The organism is Halogeometricum rufum, assembly GCF_900112175.1.
Taxonomy (GTDB): domain Archaea; phylum Halobacteriota; class Halobacteria; order Halobacteriales; family Haloferacaceae; genus Halogeometricum; species Halogeometricum rufum.
Genome location: NZ_FOYT01000001.1, coordinates 658939 through 676676 on the forward strand (window position 1 = coordinate 658939; position 17738 = coordinate 676676).

Below are 17738 nucleotides of genomic sequence, written 5' to 3' on the forward strand. Positions count from 1 at the left end.
AAGTCGTATGGCTCCCGATAACGACCCCCGAGACTCCCGGTGCCCACGCCGTCGCTGTGCCGGGTACTCAACCCCGGCCGGAGAACGACGGACCGTCTCGAACCGCCGGTCACGAGTTCTCTCCCGCCCGCTCCGAATCCGTGTACCACCACGCCCACGCGACGAGGACGGCCTGTAGCGGCAGACGGGCCCACAGCGCCGCGTCCGACGAGTCGCGAAATCGCTCCGGGACGCCCTGTAGGTCGAGGTCGTCGCTGGTCGCCATGTGGACGTTCGCGGGGAACACCGCCACGAGCAGGGCGACGAGTCCCCACGCCGAGACCCGCCGCGTCCGCTCGAACATGACGCCGAGACCGAGACCGACCTCGGCGACCCCCGAGAGGTAGACGAGCGTCCGCGGCCGCGGGAACCCCGGCGGGACGACCTGTTCGTACACCTTCGGCGCGACGAAGTGGAGGACGCCGGCGACGACGTAGGTGAGCCCCATCACGTACCGGAGCGGGCGTTTCAACCGACCGAGTGGACTGGTGCGAACCACGACTTCCGGTCGGGCGCGAAGCGGGGAAAATGTTGACCTACGCGCTCGCTTCGTTCGCGGGAACGGGGACGACTCGATTTCGGATCGGTCTCGGGGTTCGGTGATATAGTGACCGACCTCGCTACGGCGGCGACGCGGAACGGCTGGATGTCTTCATCGATCAGAGTCAGAGACGCCGCTGACGAACGGCGAACAGGCCGAACGGATGACCGCTCTGAACGCGGGTGTCTGTTGTATTATCAAAAACGCATCGAGCATGATGGATATGGAACGACCGACGACCACGGTCGTAAACCCCTGTTCACCAGTCGGTACGGACGGGTGAGTCGTCCACCATTCTCCTCTTCACACCTATTCGATGTCTCCTTACTGTCTGTCGGTCGGCTCTCCGAATCGTCAAGGTGGTGTCGAGCCCCCTCTGTGAATCTCGAAGCCACGAACGGGATAGTCGCGGCGGTGGTTCTAAGGATCGGTTCGTGTAACAGGTCAGACAGAGAACTCGTTGATATGACAGAGTACGACGTGGAGCTTGAGAAGTTCAGGAGGTGGGAACAGGAGACGGGGATCGAGTTAGACTCACTTACGAAACAGGCGATGCACGACTCGCTGTACTCGAACCCCAACCACGAGGAGGCGTATGTTGAGGCTCAAGAGAAAGGAGTGGACGTTCAGGCCTATTCGATCTGGAAGTTGGGTTGGGATCATCACGTCGACGGCTGGGTTTACGACGACGAACTGGGATGGCAGCGAGAAGAAGCCGGAGAGTCCACACCCGAGTCGAGTCGCGAGAGGGGCGACGAACCCGACTTAGACCAGGATGAAGGTAGACAAATTGCCTTGGCCGAATTTGAGACAGACGCCGACTCTGGAGCGGAAATCGCTGAAGAGAGTGAGGCCTCGGCGGAACCGGCACCGCTCAGAAACGTCGATTTCCCTACTGGGCACACGGATGACTGTGTAGTCGCCGTCTACGCGGCTCGGCAGTACATTCTTGACCGGGACGGTGCTACGAAGTCGGAGATATTCCGTGCCCTCGTCCCCGAGGAAAACCATTCAATCGGGCCAAACGGAGTCGCGGCAAACGCCAAAGGGGTGGTTCCAAGTTTCCGAGAGTGGTGGTGGAGGGAGATAGTCAAGCCTGGATTACGAGCGCTCCCGGATGTAGAAAAGAGCGATGAAAAGGAGGACGTATGGTACCCGGTCGACGTGGCCGACTATTGAGCCGGCTACAGACGGGTTTCGGCGATGGTGACAACTCAAACACACAAAATACACTTGTGTGACCTCTCCGAAGATATTCCGGCGGACACCCGTGCTACTCCAGGGTTGCATCCTGCTGCGAGAGACGGGGCGCATGCCGCCGCCGCTAAATTCGGTCTGATTGGGCCGGAGTTCCTCGACCGAGCAGCCGTAGACCTTGATCTCGAAAACGACAGATAGCTAACGCACCGTCGCTAACCCCGGAGGTCCGATCTCCAGCGAGGCCGTGGTTGCCTGAACCCTATGCGCCGGACGCGCGGCACGGCCTCTCGAGGGCGACGCTGTCCGATGAAGGAGTACCGAGTAAGTGCTGATGCCGCCTCCCGGATTCGACCCGAGTCGAGACGGACCGCTCGCTTCGCTCGCGGGTGCGGCTCGCCGGGTTCAGAATCCGCTCGGGGGAGTCTTTTCACCGCTCACTTCGTTCGCAGGAAAATGCCGCCTCCCGGATTTGAACCGGGGACAGCTCGATCTTCAGTCGAGTGCTCTCCCAGTCTGAGCTAAGGCGGCGCGTTTCGAGAGAGGCCGATGATTCAAAAAAGGGTTTCGATGTGGCGTCGCCGCGCCCTACGCCACTTTTCGTCGCTCGGTGAACGTCTCGGTACCCGAATCCCACGCCACCGTCGTGTTCGCCGTCACGTCGCCGCCGTTCGCCAGTACCGCGAGCGCGTCGAAGTACCCGACCGTGACTCGCTTCGTCACCGTCGTCGACTCGCCGGGTCCGAGTTCGGCGACCGACTCGTTCCCGCGCCAGACGACCCGCTCGCCGGTCTTCAACCGCGTCTGAACGGTGACGTTCTCCGCGGTGGCGTCGCCGGTGTTCGTGGCGGTGATGGTGACGTCGCGGCAGGTGAACCCGCAGTCGGAGACGCGCTGTATCCGGAAGGCGAACTGCCGGTCGTCGGACCGATTCGCCGCCGAATCGGTCGCTGCCGAGGCGGGTGCGTGCTGTGCGGCCGAAGCTATCGTCGCGCCGTTCGCGGCGGGCGACCCCGCGGCGGCCGCCACCCCGGGACCGATTCCGGAAGCGACGACGAGGAGAACGACGCCGAGTGCGACCAGTCGGACCATTCGTCCGACACTTGCGCCGGCAGACGTGTGTGTCTATCGGCCCTCGGCGTCGAAACCCGTCAGCGAACCTGTTATTCGGCGTTTCGAGCTTTTTCGGCTCCCCTGCCTCCGGTCACCTCGCTGTTGCCCGTCGTCGCGTGTCGTCAGAACAGGCTCGGGCGGAGTCGAACCACTCCGTCGACCTCGCTACGCTCGGTCGCCGCAAGGTTCGACCGCCCTCACAGATGTTTCTGGGCTCACGTTGTTCGCCACAGAAACATGGGCTCGGGCGGAGTCGAACCCCGGTCACGCCGTTCGCTTCGCTCACTTCGTTCCCTGCTTCGACTCGCCCTCTCGTCGCAGAAATCCTGCTCGCTGTCGCTCGCAGATTTCAGTGGGCTCGGGCGGAGTCGAACCACCGATCTCTTCCTTGTAAGGGAAGCGTCATAACCACTAGACCACGAGCCCGCAAATCGAACGAATCCGCACACGCGGATAACGGTTTCCAATTGTCGCGGCGGAACCGTTAGGTCCGCGGCACTCGTGGCACCGATATGGCCGCTCTGCGGTACTCGCTCGGGTCCGTCGCACTCGCCGTCTTCGTCGTCGCGTCCGTGACTGCGCTGTTCGTCGCGTTCAACCCGACGGCGCTCCCCGGCGGCGGCGAGTACGACCGGACAACCGTCACCATCGCCTCCGAGGGCGAGGTAGTGACCGAAGTCGAGGTGCGCGTCGCCGACACGTACGAGAAGCGGTACACCGGTCTCAGCGACACCGAGTCGCTCGGACCGAACGAGGGGATGCTGTTCGTCCACGACGACGAGAGCCAGTACGCCTACGTCATGCGCGACATGGACTTCCCCCTCGACATCCTGTTCGTCGCCGAGAACGGCACCGTCACGCGGATTCACCACGCCGAACTCGAACCGAACGCCTCCGAGGGCGGACTGACGCGCTACCGCGGCGTCGGCAAGTACGTGCTCGAAGTCCCCTACGGCTACACGAACGAGACGGGCGTCGAGGAGGGCGACACCGTCCGTATCGGCGACTACTGAAGCGAAACGACGAGGTACGAGGAGACGCGAGTGAACGTATGAGCGACGACGCGGACACCGCCGCACTCGCCGAACTCGACGGGTGGCGGACCGAGGGCTTCGCCGCCCGCGTCCACTACCGCGGCGCCGACGACCGGTACAGCATCGAGTACTACGCCCCCTCGGAGTGCGTCCTCTACTGGAAGGTGAAAGGCGACGGCGAGACTGCGGTCCCCGTCGGGCGCGACACGGTGCCGGGCCCCCTTCGGACGCGCATCCGCGAGGACCTCTCGGAGGCGGGCATCGACCCCGACGTGGAGTCGCGACATCTCTGAATCGAGTCGGCCTCGGAACGGCGCTCTCGGGAGCCGGGGTATTTCGATTCGTAACGAACGCTTTTGTGTGACCGACGCTTGGAAGACGTGTAATGGTCGCTCCCGAAGACGAAGACGACCCCTTCGAGGACCAACGGGAGAACGTCGAGAACCCGATGCGGCGACTGTTCGCCGAGTACGGCCGCGACAACGCCTCCGCGTTCGTCGTCGGCCTCCTCTCCAGCGTCGTCGCCCGTCTCCTCGACCTGATGCCGCCCGTCCTCCTCACCCTCGCCGTGGACGCCATCTTCCTGAACGAACGGGCGTTCAGCATCTGGCTCGTCCCCGATTCGTGGCTCCCGGCGACGCGAACGGGCCAACTCTACCTGTCGACCGGTCTCATCGCGTTCGCCTTCTTCGGCGGCGCGGCGTTCCACTGGACGCGCAACTGGGGCTGGAACTCCTTCGCCCAGCACATCCAGCACGCCGTCCGAACCGACACGTACGACAAGATGCAGCGGCTCAACATGGACTTCTTCGCCGACAAACAGACCGGCGAGATGATGTCCATCCTCTCGAACGACGTCAACCGCCTCGAACGATTCCTCAACGACGGGATGAACTCCGCGTTCCGTCTGGCCGTGATGGTCGTCGGCATCGCCGCTATCCTCCTCTACTGGAACTGGCAACTCGCCGTCGTCACCCTCGTCGTCGTCCCCCTCATCGGCTACTTCACCTACCGGTTCATCCAGACCATCCAGCCGAAGTACGCCGACGTCCGCTCCTCCGTCGGCCGCGTCAACTCTCGACTGGAGAACAACCTCGGCGGCATCCAGGTCATCAAGACGTCCAACACCGAGTCGTTCGAGTCCGACCGCGTGGAGGACGTCTCGCAGGACTACTTCGACGCCAACTGGGACGCCATCGGCACGCGCATCAAGTTCTTCCCCGCCCTGCGCGTCATGGCCGGCGTCGGCTTCGTCCTCACGTTCCTCGTCGGCGGCGTCTGGGTGCTCACCTACCAGGCCACCAACTCAGCACCGCTGTTCTTCAGCGGGTCGCTCACCCCCGGTGAGTTCGTCGGCTTCATCCTCTTCACCCAGCGGTTCATCTGGCCGATGGCGCAGTTCGGGCAGATAATCAACATGTACCAGCGCGCCTACGCCTCCAGCGCGCGCATCTTCGGCCTCATGGACGAACCCTCGCGAATCAGGGAGGACCCCGACGCGGACGAACTCGTCGTCGAGGAGGGCGACGTCGTCTACGACGACGTGACGTTCGGCTACGACGAGGCCGAGACCATCGTCGAGGACGTCTCCTTCGAGGTGGCCGTCGGCGAGACGCTGGCGCTCGTCGGCCCGACGGGTGCCGGGAAGTCGACGGTTCTGAAGCTCTTACTCCGCATGTACGACGTGGACGAGGGAGCCATCGAGATAGACGGGACGGACGTCCGCGACGTGACCATCCCGAGTCTCCGGCAGGCCATCAGCTACGTGAGTCAGGACACGTTCATGTTCTACGGGACGGTCGCAGAGAACATCCGCTACGGCACGTTCGGCGCCACGCAACAGGAGGTGGTCGACGCCGCCAAGGCCGCCGAGGCGCACGGCTTCATCGAGAACCTCCCCGAGGGGTACGACACCGAAATCGGCGAACGCGGCGTGAAGCTCTCGGGCGGCCAGCGGCAACGCCTCTCCATCGCTCGCGCCATCCTGAAGGACCCCGAGATTCTCGTCCTCGACGAGGCCACCTCGGACGTGGACACCGAGACGGAGATGCTCATCCAGCGCTCCTTGGACCGCCTCACGCGGGACCGAACGACGTTCAGCATCGCCCACCGACTCTCGACCATCAAGGACGCAGACCAGATAATCGTCCTCGAGGACGGGCGCATCGTCGAACGCGGCGGCCACGACGAACTTCTCCGCGAGGACGGCCTCTACGCGCACCTCTGGGGCGTGCAGGCGGGCGAGATAGACGAGTTACCGGAAGAGTTCGTCGAACGCGCGAGTCGCCGCGCCTCGCGGACGACCGTGGACTCCGCCGACGACGACTAGTCGAGAAGAGAAGCGGTCCGCCTCAGAACGACTCGGTCTCTTCGTCGGGGGCCGTCCCCGCGCCGCGGTCGCTGTGGCCCTCGTCCGTCGCTTCGCCGCCGACCATCATCATCACCGTCTCGTACACCTCTTCTGCCGACTCGAACTCGTCGACGCCGACGCCTTCGAGGACGTCGTCGAGGGACTCCTCGCCGTCGTTGTACTCGACGGTCTCCTCGCCGAACTCCTCGCGCAGTTCCTCGGGCGTCGCCGGGTAGTCGTAGTTCTCTAGCTCGTCCTCTACGTCGCCGAAGTCGACGCCTTGGCTTCGTTCGTCGCTCATGGACCTGCACGTTCTGCCGCCCACCTGAATGGTCTTTGGGCCGCCGGCGACCCGTTCGACTCGCCCCGCGGCCGGGCCGTCCGTCGCTTACAAGCGACTCCGTCGTCCATACGGGGTATGCGACTCACAGAGGCGACGTGGACGGACGTATCGGACCTCGCCGCGGAGACGAACCTCGCCTTCCTCCCCGTCGGCAGCACCGAGCAACACGGCCCGCACGCGCCCCTCGGAACGGACGCGTTCACCGCCGAGGCCGTCGCCGAGGCCGGCGCGGAGGCGTACGACGGGGAGGTACTCGTCGCGCCGACGCTCTCGGTGGGCGTCGCCGCCGAACACCGGCAGTTTCCGGGGACGCTGTGGCTCTCGCCCGACACCTTCCGCGACGCGGTCCGCGAGACCGTTCAGAGCCTCGCTTCCCACGGCTTCGACCGCGTCGTCGTCGTCAACGGCCACGGCGGGAACGTCGACGCCCTCCGGGAGGTCACCGGGACGATAACGCGCGAGGACGACGCCTACGCCGTCGCCTTCACGTGGTTCGAGGCGGTCGGCGAGCACTCCTCGAAGATGGGGCACGGCGGGACGCTGGAGACGGCGCTGCTCCGGCGCGTCGCCCCCGAGACGGTGCGCGAGGACCGAATCGAGGCGGCGCGGGGCGGCGGTGCGGAGCGCTGGGGCGACTGGGTCTCCGGCGTCAACCTCGCGCACGACTCCGCGGAGTTCACGGAGAACGGCGTCGTCGGCGACCCGGCGGCGGGGGACGAGGAACTGGGCGAAGAACTGCTGGAACTGGCGTCGGCGTCGCTGGCGCGACTGACGGCGGCCGTCGCGGACCGCGACGTGTCGCGGCCCGAACGGCGCGAGTGACTCGGGGGTCGGCCCTACGTCGTGTGCCGCCGGTGTCGCTCTGTCGGGTCTCGTCCGCGCCGCTCAGTCGTCCGCCTCGGCTTCGTCTGCGGCGTCGTCGGCGTCCGCCTCGGCCTCGCTGTCGTCTGTCTCGGCCTCTTCCTCGGCGTCGTCCGCGTCGGCGTCGTCTTCCGCGCTCTCGGCGGCGTCGGCGGCCTCCTGCAACTGGCTGCGCAGTTGCGGCATCGTGCTCGTGAGTTCGCCGACGAGTTCGCTCGCGTCGTCGACCGTCTCGAGCAGTTCCGCGGCGGACGCTATCTCGGCCTCCAAGTCGTCGGCGTCGTCGAACGCGTCGGCGCGCTGACCGACGACGAACGTCTTCTTTGCCTGTCGCAGGTGCTCCTCGGCGTCGCCGACGTCGAGCGACGACCGAAGCCCGTTGAGGACGCCGAGGACGTTGTCGGCCTCGGCCTCCCACACGTCGTCGGCGTCCGGTAGCGACGCCCGGGCGGCGTCGAGGTGTTCTTCGACCTCCGCGCGCATCTCCGCAGCAGCCTCTCCGAACAGGTCGTCGTCAGCGAGTGTGCTCTGGCTACTCATACCGGTGGCTTCGGCGCGAGATGGTTTAAATACACGCCCGAAAGTGAAAGTGAAATCGCGGTCGCGGAGCGGTCTCCGGAGCGATTTACTCGTCGACCGAGACCAGTTTCATCAGGGGGTAGCCGTCCTCCATCTCCATCTTCGCTCGGACCGCAGTCCCCTCGTACCGCACGTCTATCTCGACGTCGAGGAAGCGCCCGGTCAGTTCCGTGTAGTCGGCCGTCGAGTCGGCGAGTTCGGCTTCGAGCGCCTCCCGGCGGACGGTCACGCGCACCGCCTCGCAGTGCGGTTGGTTCTCGATGGACTCCTCCATCGCCCGGGCGAGGCTGTCGGCGCTGTCGGGGCTGACGGGCGTCCCCGCGAACTGGTGGTAGAGCGACCCGAACTTGATTCCCGCCTCGAAACAGGCGTTCTCGGCGTCGGTGGGCATGGCTGTGCCTCCGGCGGAGCGGTGATAGGCGTGTCGTCTCGTGACGAACGCAGACGCGAATCGGACGTTTCTTAGCCATCCTTCGCGCAGTGTCGACCGAATGGACGAACCGGTTCTGTTGACTGGGGCGGGCGGGCGTGTCGGGCAGGCCATCCTCCGGCACAGCGGCGACCGGTTCGAGTGGCGACTGCTCGACCGGGAACCGCTCGGCGCGGAGAAGCGTCCCGACGGCGTGGGGGAAGACGACGTCTACATCACCGACATCACCGACGAGGAAGCCGTCGAAGCGGCGATGGACGGCGTCTACGCCGTCATCCACCTCGCGGGCGACCCGCGACCCGAGGCGCCGTGGGACAGCGTCCTCCGGAACAACATCGACGGCACGCACAGCATCTTCCAGGCGGCCGTCGACGCGGGCGTCGAGAAGTTCGCGTTCGCCTCCTCGAACCACGCCGTCGGCGCGTACGAGACGCCCGACCGGAAGCCCGACCTGTACCGTCCGGAAGACGAGTTCCGACTCGACGGCGACGAACTCCCCCGTCCGAGCAACCTGTACGGCGTGAGCAAGGCGACGGGCGAGGTGCTGGGTCGCTACTACCACGACCACCACGGCATCTCCGTCGTCAACGTCCGCATCGGCAACCTCACCGAGGGACACCCGCCCATCGACTACGAACGCGGACAGGCGATGTGGCTCTCCTACCGAGACTGCGCGCATCTGTTCGAGCGCTGCGTCGTCGCCGACTACGACTACGAAATCGTCTACGGCATCTCGGACAACGACCGCAAGTACTACTCCATCGACCGCGCGCGAGAGGTGCTCGGGTACGACCCCGTGGACAACTCCGCGGAGTTCGAGGACTGAAGGCTACTCGAACAGCCCCGAGACGTCCGCTTCTCTCCCGCGTCGACGGCCGACGTGTTCGCCGAGTCGCTGGTAGACGAGTCCGCGTCGCTCTCGGTCGCCGACGAACTCGAACAGGAGGGCGACGAACCGCGTCGTCGACTCCCCGGATTCGACCTCTTCGCGCGCGTACCTCGCCGCGTCGGCTAGCACGCTCTCGTCGAACGCCTCGTAGTCCTCGGCGACGACTGCCGCCGCGTCGGCGACTTCCTCGACCGACAGGTCCGCGGCGCGGACGACGCTGCCGTTCACCCGCAACGGAACCGGCGGCGCCCGTTCGCCGAACTCCGGGTCGGCCGCCAGACGCTCGAGGTAGCCCCGAACGCCGCCGACGTTCACCGCCCGGTAGTCGGACGCTACCTCGTCGAGGTAGGCGCCGGCGCTGGTCGCCAGCCCCTGCGCACCGCTCCAGTTTCGGTTCCCCACGTGGTACACCGCCGCCGTGTACTGGATGAGTCCGTGGAGCAGTCGCTCGTCGGCCGTCCCCTCGTCCAGCGACAACCACTCGTCCTCCCACGCGTCGTGCGCGGCGTGGTGGTCGCCCGCGTTGAACACCGCCGCGCCGACACGAAGGCTCCGCTCCATGTGTTCACGACGGGCGTCCGGGAGTAAATACCCTGCCAGTCCCGTCGGTGACGCTCCCGAATCGGTCTCCGTCCGGTGTTTCGACGGTCATACTTATGTTCTCTCGACTGCTATGTGGCACGTTAACATATGAACGCTCTCCAGCGTCCGACCGGCTCGGGTGGTGTCAGATGAGCCGAGTGCGTCCTTCGGCCTGCATCAGTTGCGGAGACAGCTACCAGTTCACGAACAAGTACAAGGGAAACTACTGTCCCGACTGCCACGACGACTGGTCGTCGCGGCGGCCCGAGCAGTCGCGTCCGCGGCCGATACCGTCGCGCGCGACGCCGTCCGTCCGTCGTATCGAGGACGAGGAGACCGACCCGCCGTCTCGGTACGACCGGGAGTGACGGGGCTCCACTCTTCGTGTCGAGTCGGCCGCCGAGACTCGCTCTCGCTCGTCGCGTAGCGCCGGGAAACTGGAGCGTCCTGACGGAGTCCCAGACGATGAGTCTGGGGCAGGTCAGGTCGCGAACGGACCGAAGTGAAGTGAGCGTCCTGACGGAGATTTGAACTCCGGTCCCTGGCTCCGCAAGCCAAGAGGATAGTCCACTACCCTATCAGGACTCATCTCTGGATACAGCGCATTCGCTTAAGACGGTTACGATGTCGGTACCGTTCACGGGGACGTTCGTTCGCCACGTACCGTCGGGTGGACGGGGACTCGGACCCGACAGAATCCGCTTCGCTCGTCGCGTAGCGCCGGGAAACTGGAGCGTCCTGACGGAGTCCCAGACGAACGAAGTGAGTCTGGGGCAGGTCAGGTCGCGAACGGACCGAAGTGAAGTGAGCGTCCTGACGGAGATTTGAACTCACTCGTTCTGTTCGCTGTCGCTCACGTCACTCGTTGCTCAAATCACCGCGTACGAGTTTTACAGCGTGTACGGTCGCTCGCGTTGCTCACGACGTAGCACGCTGAAAACGTCCTGACGGAGATTTGAACTCCGGTCCCTGGCTCCGCAAGCCAAGAGGATAGTCCACTACCCTACCAGGACTCATCTACCCGTAGTCGGCACCCATTGAAAGCGGTTGCGATACGACGGCCCCTCGCAGTGTGACACCTCGGGACGCGATAAACGGAGAGAACTCTTTGTGTCTACGCCACCGTTTTTCACTCCCGCGTCGTCGGCGAACGCATGCGACGCCGAACGGTACTCGCGGGTGTCGCGACGTTCGCCCTCCCACTCGCAGGCTGTCTCGGCGGGTCCGAGACGCCGGGAGGCGACGCCGCCACGCGGACCGACGGAGGAGACACCATGGACGAAACCGAAGACGCCGGGAGACCGGCACCGACCGTTCGCGCCGCATCGCTGTCGGCAGTCGACGCGTGTCCGGAGGCCCGGGTCCGCGCGGACGACGACGCGGTGGTCTGCCGCGGATGCGTCCGCGGGAAGAACGGCTGTACCGTCGCCGTCCTCGACGGCGCGACGTACGACGCCGCGGCCGACGAACTGCGCGTCGTCGTCGCCACCGAGGAGGACCGCGAGGCGGGCGCGATGTGCACGCAGGCCATCGTGCGACTCGGCTACGAAGTCACCGTCGCGTTCGACGACGGCCTCCCCGGGACGGTGATTCTCGTCGAATCCGACGTGGACGGGTCCCGCGAGGTGGTCACCGCGTCGCTCTGACGGCGGCGAACGTTTTTATCCGAGTACGAGCCCACACTCACCGTGCCACGTCGAGACGACGAAATCGGGAGACAGCGGCCGGATACTCCCCACAAGACAACGCTTAAGCGCGGGCCTACCTTGGTCCCGAACATGACTGTGGTCGCTGCATTCGGAGTCCCGGACCTCTCTCTCCGGACCGAAGCGCGCCGCCGAGACTCCGTCGGAGGTGTCGCGTAGATGGGTGCCATCGAGGACGTGTACGACGACCTCGACACCGACGTGCCGTTCGAGGAGTTCGAGGCCGCGGTGAACGACAAGGTCGAACAGATGGGCGGCCTCGCCGACGAGGAGACGGCTGCGATGCTCCTCGCGCACGAACTGCGCGACGAGGAGGTCGAGGGAATCGCCGACATCGAACCCGGCATGGACGACGTGAAGTTCCTCGGGAAGGTGATGAGCGTGGGCGAACTCCGGACGTTCGAACGCGACGGCGAGGACGAAGACGGCCGCGTCGTCAACGTCGAAGTCGCCGACGAGACGGGGCGAATCCGCATCTCGATGTGGGACGGGATGGCCGAAGAGGCCCTCGAGAACCTCGAAGTCGGGCAGGTGCTCCGCATCGCCGGCCGGCCGAAAGACGGCTACAACGGCGTCGAGGTCAGCGTCGACAAGGTCGAACCCGACTCCGAGGCGGAGATAGACGTCCAGACGCAGGACAGTTACCGCGTCGAAGACCTCTCGCTCGGCCTCTCGGACGTGAACCTGAAGGGTCGCGTCCTCAGCACCGACAGCGTGCGCACGTTCGACCGCGACGACGGCTCCGAGGGCCGCGTCGCCAACCTCACGCTGGGCGACCCGACGGGTCGCATCCGCGTGACCCTCTGGGACGAGAAGGCGGACCTCGCCGAGGAGTACGACCCCGACATCACCGTCGAAGTCGTCGACGGCTACGTCCGCGAACGGGACGGCAGCCTCGAACTGCACGTCGGCAACCGAGGGACGGTCGAGGAACTCGACGAGGACGTCGAGTACGTCCCCGAGACGACGGACATCGCCGCGCTGGAGATCGGCGAGACGGTCGACATCGCCGGTGGCGTCATCGAGACGGACCCGAAGCGGACGTTCGACCGCGACGACGGCTCCGAGGGGCAGGTCCGGAACGTCCGCGTCAAGGACGACACCGGCGACATCCGGGTGGCCCTCTGGGGCGAGAAAGCCGACACGGACGTAGACCTCGCCGACTACGTCGTCTTCACCGACGTGGAGATACAGGACGGCTGGCAGGACGACCTCGAAGCCTCCGCCGGGTGGCGGTCGACCGTCTCGGTGATGGACGAGGTGCCGGACGGCGCCGCCGGAACCGACGCCGGCGACCCCGACGAGGCGTCCCAGTCGAAGGGACTCGGGGCGTTCGAAGACGGCGCGTCGCCGGCGTCGAACGGGGACGCCGGGGACGCGGCCGACGCCGGTGCCACCGCCGGAACCGACGCCGACGACGCCGGGGACGGTGCGGTCGAGGAGTTCACCGGGACCGTCGTTCAGGCCGGCAACCCGGTCGTCCTCGACGACGGCACCGAGACGCGGAGCGTCGAGACGTCCGAGAGCCTCCAACTCGGCGCCGAGGTGACCGTCCGCGGCCCGGTCCGCGACGGCCGCATCGAGGCGACCGACGTCGAGTCGGTCACCCGCTGACCCGCCGCGCGGCGCACGCGCTGTTCCGTCCGACGGGCGGAGACGCCGTCGCGTCCGCGGAGAGTCGCAGAGGGCCGTTACGGAAAGGATTATACGCGGCACGCCCGGCATATGTGGGTATGAGTGTCGAGTTACCGTTCGCCCCGGTCGACACGATCATCCGCCGGAACGCTGGTGACCTTCGGGTCAGCGCCGACGCGGCGGAGGAACTCGCCCGTCGCATCCAGCGACACGGCTCGGAACTCGCCATCGACGCGGCGGAGCGAGCCCACGAGGACGGCCGAAAGACGTTGATGGCGGCGGACTTCGACGTCGAGCAGGTCGTCCCCCGGGACGAACTCGAACTCCCCATCGCACCTATCGACCGCATCGCCCGTCTCCGTATCGGCGACCGGTATCGAGTCTCGATGGACGCCCGCATCGCACTCGCGGACATCCTCGAAGACTACGCCGACAACGTCGCGGGCGCCGCGGCGAAACTCGCTCGACACGCCGACCGACGCACGATACAGGCAGAAGACATCGAGACGTACTTCGCCCTCTTCGAGTAGATGCAGTTCGGCTACAGCGAGACCTGTCTCGCACACGACACCGGCGAGCGTCACCCCGAGACGGCCGACCGTCTCCGCGCCATCCGACGAGCGCTGGCCAAGCGTCACGGCGCGGAGTACGTCGAAGCCGACCCGGCGGACGACGAGGACGTGGCGTCCGTCCACGAGGACGACTACGTCGCCGAGATTCGGGCGTTCTGTGAGGACGGCGGCGGCAACTGGGACCCCGACACCGTCGCCTCCGCGGAGACGTGGGACGCCGCCCTCGCCTCGGCGGGCCTCGCACAGTGGGCCGCGCGGAAGGCCGTCGAGGGAGTGAACGGCCGCGACACCGCGTTCTCTCTGGGCCGACCGCCGGGGCACCACGCCGTCGAGGACGACGCGATGGGCTTCTGTTTCGTCAACAACGCGGCCGTCGCGGCCCAGACGGTCATCGAGGACGACGGCCTCGACGCCGAACGCGTCGCCATCTTCGACTGGGACGTCCACCACGGCAACGGCACGCAGGACATCTTCTACGACCGCGGCGACGTGTTCTACGCCTCGTTCCACGAGGACGGCCTCTACCCCGGGACCGGCCACGTGGACGAAATCGGCGAGGGCGACGGCGAGGGGACGACGCTGAACGCACCGCTCGCCGCCGGCGCGGGCGACGCCGACTACGACCTCGTCGTGCGCGAGGTGCTTCGGCCGGCCATCGAACGGTTCGACCCGGACCTCTTCATCGTCAGCGCGGGGTTCGACGCGCACCGCCACGACCCCATCTCGCGGATGCGCGTCTCCACGGAGGGCTACGCGCAACTGACCGACAACGTCCGGGCCATCGCCGACGACGTGGACGCCGGACTCGCGTTCGTCCTCGAAGGCGGCTACGGTCTCGACACGCTCTCGGAGGGCGTCGCCATCGTCCACGAGACGTTCGACGGGCGGACGCCGATGGCGGTGGACGAGGAACCCGACGACAAGGCGAAGACGCTGGTCGGCGACGTGAAGGACGCTCACGGACTGGACGACTGAGAACGACCGGGCGAAAAACGACCGGCCGACAGGCGACTGGACGGCCGAGAACCGACCGGACTGCCGACGGACCGCGCCGGCGGTCGACTACGGCCGCGGGTCGAAGTACCGCGCGAGTTCGACGCCGAACGACTCGGCGAGTTCGCCGACGTCGTCGCCGACGAGTACCTCGTACCCCTCTCGAAGCTTCTGCTCGACGTTCGCGCCGAGTCCCACCTCGAACAGCGTCTCGCTTCGCAGGAGGTCGGCCGCGTCGGTGAACTCGCGTTCCCGTTCGACGACGTACCGGTCGCCGTTCAGGAACGGGCCGTAGGCGTCGCCGCCGGCGTACGCCTCGTAGAACCCCTCGGCGTGGTCGCGGACGTGGACGGGCGGGCCGTCGTGCCGCGCCACGTTCGGGAGCGTCCGGTGGGCGAGTTCGACCAACAGGACCGCGTCGTCGTCGGCGAACGTCGCCGACCGAATCGGCGCGAACCCCCGCCGGCCGAGTTCGGATTCGACGCCCGCGATGGACTTGTACAGTTGGGGGTACAGTTGGTCGTCCACGACGTCGGGCGCGTCGAACACGACGGCCACCGGCGTCGTCCCGCGTCGTCGCACGTGGTCGCGGACCGCCGCGGCGGACAGCGGTTCCGGTTCGTCGTCGACGAACAGTTCCTCGCGGGGGTCCGCGAGGAGTTCGCGGGCGTAGTGCTGCAGTCGGGCGACGTTCTCCGCCGAGCAGACGGCGGCGACGTTCCGCGTCGAGTCCGTCGGGTCGACGACGACGAGTGGGTCGTCGAACGACCGCGTGCCGTGGTCCTCGGGGTCGAGTTCGACCGGCGGGTGCCAGTCGGCGGCGGCGCGAAGCAGCGACTCGAAGCTCCCGTACTCGAGGACGAGGAGTTCGGTGAGATACCCCGAGAACCCCTGCGTCCGGAGGTTGCTCCCGTACGCGCCGATGCCCTTCAGGAACCGCTTGAACACCCGCACCTCGGCGGCGAGTTCCTCGTCCAGGCGCGCGCGGAGGTACTCGTTGTGGTGCGGCGTTCGGTCCACGGCGGACTGGATGGCGGCCCCCTCGTCCACGTCGAAGCACGGCACCAGGTCGACGTCGAAACCGTCGAACTCCCCGACGACGTACGGGTGTTCGGCGTACTCCTCGTGGCCCTCGGGGAAGACGGCGTTGCCGACGGCGAGTCCGTAGCGTTCGAGCGACTCGCGGTCCACGTCGTCGGGGAAGCGGACGAACAGGTCGATGTCTCGGTCGCCCGAGAGCCACGTCCCGCGGGCCGTCGACCCCACCTGAATCACGTCCGCGTCGACGGGTACCTCGTTCAGCGCGTCCTCGACGCGGGCCGAGAGCGCCTCGACCGCTTCGCGGAGCGCCGTTCGCTCGGCGGCGTCCGGGTCGATTCGTTCGCGGACGCGGGCGACGACGCGCGACAGGTCCTCGGAGTCCGACTCGGCCATTGCTGCTTCGGCGTTGTCCGTGACCGGGCGAAAGCGTGTCGGTGTGGCCCCTTTCGGACGCACGCTGACACCCCGCACGCGCGGGGCAAAACGAAAGCCCTATCAAAGTTCCTCGGTGTACGATAGATTGCAGTCGCACGCCCCCGAGCCGTCGTAGCTCAGTTGGTAGAGCACCTCGCTGTTAACGAGGTGGTCCCAGGTTCGAGTCCTGGCGACGGCGTCAGTTTCTCCGTGGATTCCGCCGGCCAGTCGTTGCTCCGTCGGCCGGTTCCTCGGCGGACAACGACAACGCTAAAGAGGTGCCCGCGGAAACTGGTGAACGAATCGGGCCCTTAGCTCAGTCTGGTTAGAGCGCTCGGCTCATAACCGAGTGGTCGATGGTTCGAATCCGTCAGGGCCCATAGAAACGACGGAGGTTCTTCGAGAGCCTCCCTCGTCCATTCTGTGGCCTCCGCTCGGAACTCGTGAGACAGTCCTCTGCAGCGTTCGGTACGTTCCTTTGCGCTCGTGGTCGCCGCAAGGAGACCAAAGGATGTACGAGCTCAAACGAGACGACGTATTGGACGATTACAGGCGGTTTCTGAAGGTCGAGCGCGGGCTGAACGAGACGACCATCGAACAGCACACGACGATGCTGCGGGTGTTCCTCGACCGCTACGAGCAGATCCGTCCGCCGCAGGAACTCGCCAAGGAGTTCCAAGAGCACCTGATGGACGAGGGCTACTCGAACAGCCACGTCAACAACACGATGAAGGCGATTGATTACTACTACGAGTTCCACGGCGAGCAGTTCGACTTCAACCGCCTCAATCGCCGCAAGAAGTTACCCGAGACGCTCAGCGAGAATCAGGTGAAGCGTATCCTGTACGCGTGCGACACCTACCGCGACTTCGCGATCATGAAGACGCTCACCTCCAGCGGGGTGCGCGCCTCGGAGCTGTGCGATCTGGACGTCGTCGACGCGGACCTGGACAACCGGACGCTTCTCATCCGTCAGGGGAAGTTCGACAAGGACGGCTACGCGAAGATCTCCGATACCTGCGCTGAGGCGATCAGTCAGTACCTCGAACGGCGGGACGACGACGCCGACCCCTTGTTCCTCTCTCGAACCGGTGACCGTCTGACTCGCAACGGGTTACTCCAGTTGGTCAAGCGACGGGCGCGGTCGGCTGGCATCGAGCAGAACGTGACGGTCCACATGTTCCGCCACTACTTCGCGACGAAGATGATCGAGAACGGTGCCGACATCTCGATCGTGAAGGAGCTGCTGCGTCACGACGACATCACCTCGACGATGAAGTATCTGCACATCAGCGGGGAGGCGCTGAGTGAGCAGTACGACCGGTACGTCGATGACGTCTGAATCCGGCGGCGTGGTTCGACTCGGATTCTCTTCGGGTTGGCCCGTTCGGGGGTCGCGCAGCTATGGGGTCGACTGTC

At 66.1% G+C, this 17738-nt stretch carries 19 protein-coding genes and 6 tRNA genes; 14 read left to right on the forward strand and 11 right to left on the reverse strand.

Annotation, left to right across the window (positions count from 1 at the left end):
• Nucleotides 1-109: 109 nt before the first annotated feature.
• On the reverse strand, nt 110-487 hold the full coding sequence (locus tag BM310_RS03485) for a DoxX family membrane protein (RefSeq protein WP_089806988.1): 378 nt from the start codon (nt 485-487) through the stop codon (nt 110-112).
• A gap of 471 nt (nt 488-958) precedes the next feature.
• On the opposite strand from BM310_RS03485, the gene BM310_RS03490 reads away from it, so the two are divergent.
• Nucleotides 959-1759 carry a hypothetical protein gene (locus BM310_RS03490; protein WP_143105101.1) on the forward strand — a complete coding sequence of 267 codons (801 nt, stop codon included), beginning with the start codon at nt 959-961 and terminating at the stop codon, nt 1757-1759.
• A gap of 475 nt (nt 1760-2234) precedes the next feature.
• Here the strand turns inward: BM310_RS03490 and BM310_RS03495 are convergent.
• The 3 genes from BM310_RS03495 to BM310_RS03505 all read right to left on the reverse strand — a co-directional run bounded on the left by BM310_RS03495 (nt 2235) and on the right by BM310_RS03505 (nt 3316).
• Nucleotides 2235-2308 (reverse strand) — tRNA-Phe (locus tag BM310_RS03495).
• A 57-nt stretch (nt 2309-2365) separates the two neighbouring features.
• Nucleotides 2366-2869 carry a hypothetical protein gene (locus BM310_RS03500; RefSeq protein WP_089804668.1) on the reverse strand — a complete coding sequence of 168 codons (504 nt, stop codon included), beginning with the start codon at nt 2867-2869 and terminating at the stop codon, nt 2366-2368.
• A 374-nt stretch (nt 2870-3243) separates the two neighbouring features.
• Nucleotides 3244-3316, reverse strand: a tRNA-Val gene (locus BM310_RS03505).
• Between the two features lie 86 nt (nt 3317-3402).
• Here BM310_RS03505 and BM310_RS03510 point away from each other — a divergent pair.
• The 3 genes from BM310_RS03510 (at nt 3403) to BM310_RS03520 (ending at nt 6253) form a co-directional block, all read left to right on the forward strand.
• A complete protein-coding gene (locus BM310_RS03510; protein WP_089804670.1) occupies nt 3403-3903 on the forward strand; it encodes a DUF192 domain-containing protein in 501 nt (166 codons plus the stop codon).
• Between the two features lie 38 nt (nt 3904-3941).
• Nucleotides 3942-4217: a DUF7538 family protein gene (locus tag BM310_RS03515; RefSeq protein ID WP_089804672.1), complete on the forward strand. Its 276-nt coding sequence runs from the start codon at nt 3942-3944 to the stop codon at nt 4215-4217.
• A 92-nt stretch (nt 4218-4309) separates the two neighbouring features.
• A complete protein-coding gene (locus tag BM310_RS03520; RefSeq protein WP_089804674.1) occupies nt 4310-6253 on the forward strand; it encodes an ABC transporter ATP-binding protein in 1944 nt (647 codons plus the stop codon).
• Nucleotides 6254-6275: 22 nt separating this feature from the next.
• Here the strand turns inward: BM310_RS03520 and BM310_RS03525 are convergent, their stop codons facing one another.
• Nucleotides 6276-6575, reverse strand: a complete 300-nt coding sequence (locus BM310_RS03525; protein ID WP_089804676.1) for a DUF5789 family protein — start codon at nt 6573-6575, stop codon at nt 6276-6278.
• A gap of 117 nt (nt 6576-6692) precedes the next feature.
• Here BM310_RS03525 and BM310_RS03530 point away from each other — a divergent pair, with 117 nt between their 5' ends.
• Nucleotides 6693-7439: a creatininase family protein gene (locus BM310_RS03530; protein ID WP_089804677.1), complete on the forward strand. Its 747-nt coding sequence runs from the start codon at nt 6693-6695 to the stop codon at nt 7437-7439.
• A gap of 63 nt (nt 7440-7502) precedes the next feature.
• On the opposite strand, the gene BM310_RS03535 is transcribed toward BM310_RS03530, so the two are convergent.
• Together BM310_RS03535 and BM310_RS03540 are read right to left on the reverse strand one after the other, a co-directional pair.
• Nucleotides 7503-8018 carry a DUF5790 family protein gene (locus BM310_RS03535; protein WP_089804679.1) on the reverse strand — a complete coding sequence of 172 codons (516 nt, stop codon included), beginning with the start codon at nt 8016-8018 and terminating at the stop codon, nt 7503-7505.
• Between the two features lie 85 nt (nt 8019-8103).
• A complete protein-coding gene (locus BM310_RS03540; protein ID WP_089804681.1) occupies nt 8104-8448 on the reverse strand; it encodes a dihydroneopterin aldolase family protein in 345 nt (114 codons plus the stop codon).
• 100 nt (nt 8449-8548) lie between these two features.
• Here BM310_RS03540 and azf point away from each other — a divergent pair, with 100 nt between their 5' ends.
• Nucleotides 8549-9313, forward strand: a complete 765-nt coding sequence (gene azf / locus BM310_RS03545) for an NAD-dependent glucose-6-phosphate dehydrogenase (protein ID WP_089804684.1) — start codon at nt 8549-8551, stop codon at nt 9311-9313.
• Between the two features lie 3 nt (nt 9314-9316).
• Here the strand turns inward: azf and BM310_RS03550 are convergent, their stop codons facing one another.
• Entirely contained in the window at nt 9317-9937 is a 621-nt protein-coding gene (locus BM310_RS03550; protein WP_089804686.1) for a DUF309 domain-containing protein, read from the reverse strand.
• Between the two features lie 170 nt (nt 9938-10107).
• Between BM310_RS03550 and BM310_RS03555 the strand changes: the two genes are divergently transcribed.
• A complete protein-coding gene (locus tag BM310_RS03555; RefSeq protein ID WP_089804688.1) occupies nt 10108-10326 on the forward strand; it encodes a DUF7564 family protein in 219 nt (72 codons plus the stop codon).
• Between the two features lie 144 nt (nt 10327-10470).
• Here BM310_RS03555 and BM310_RS03560 read toward each other — a convergent pair.
• Together BM310_RS03560 and BM310_RS03570 are read right to left on the reverse strand one after the other, a co-directional pair.
• Nucleotides 10471-10543: transfer RNA gene (locus BM310_RS03560), tRNA-Arg, on the reverse strand.
• A gap of 355 nt (nt 10544-10898) precedes the next feature.
• A tRNA-Arg gene (locus BM310_RS03570) sits at nt 10899-10971 on the reverse strand.
• 141 nt (nt 10972-11112) lie between these two features.
• On the opposite strand from BM310_RS03570, the gene BM310_RS03575 reads away from it, so the two are divergent.
• The 4 genes from BM310_RS03575 to BM310_RS03590 all read left to right on the forward strand — a co-directional run bounded on the left by BM310_RS03575 (nt 11113) and on the right by BM310_RS03590 (nt 14846).
• Nucleotides 11113-11604, forward strand: coding sequence for a hypothetical protein (locus BM310_RS03575; protein ID WP_089804692.1), 492 nt, complete (start codon nt 11113-11115; stop codon nt 11602-11604).
• A 219-nt stretch (nt 11605-11823) separates the two neighbouring features.
• The gene (locus BM310_RS03580) at nt 11824-13278 is read left to right on the forward strand and encodes a single-stranded DNA binding protein (RefSeq protein WP_089804694.1); all 1455 of its coding nucleotides are present in this window, start codon (nt 11824-11826) and stop codon (nt 13276-13278) included.
• A gap of 119 nt (nt 13279-13397) precedes the next feature.
• On the forward strand, nt 13398-13829 hold the full coding sequence (locus BM310_RS03585) for a histone family protein (RefSeq protein ID WP_089804696.1): 432 nt from the start codon (nt 13398-13400) through the stop codon (nt 13827-13829).
• Nucleotides 13830-14846 carry a histone deacetylase family protein gene (locus tag BM310_RS03590; protein ID WP_089804697.1) on the forward strand — a complete coding sequence of 339 codons (1017 nt, stop codon included), beginning with the start codon at nt 13830-13832 and terminating at the stop codon, nt 14844-14846.
• Nucleotides 14847-14933: 87 nt separating this feature from the next.
• On the opposite strand, the gene cca is transcribed toward BM310_RS03590, so the two are convergent.
• Nucleotides 14934-16298, reverse strand: coding sequence for a CCA tRNA nucleotidyltransferase (cca, locus tag BM310_RS03595; RefSeq protein WP_089804699.1), 1365 nt, complete (start codon nt 16296-16298; stop codon nt 14934-14936).
• A 147-nt stretch (nt 16299-16445) separates the two neighbouring features.
• Here cca and BM310_RS03600 point away from each other — a divergent pair.
• The 3 genes from BM310_RS03600 (at nt 16446) to xerA (ending at nt 17661) form a co-directional block, all read left to right on the forward strand.
• Nucleotides 16446-16518 (forward strand) — tRNA-Asn (locus tag BM310_RS03600).
• A 106-nt stretch (nt 16519-16624) separates the two neighbouring features.
• Nucleotides 16625-16699, forward strand: a tRNA-Ile gene (locus BM310_RS03605).
• A gap of 131 nt (nt 16700-16830) precedes the next feature.
• A complete protein-coding gene (xerA, locus tag BM310_RS03610) occupies nt 16831-17661 on the forward strand; it encodes a site-specific tyrosine recombinase/integron integrase (RefSeq protein WP_089804701.1) in 831 nt (276 codons plus the stop codon).
• The last annotated feature ends 77 nt before the right edge of the window (nt 17662-17738 follow it).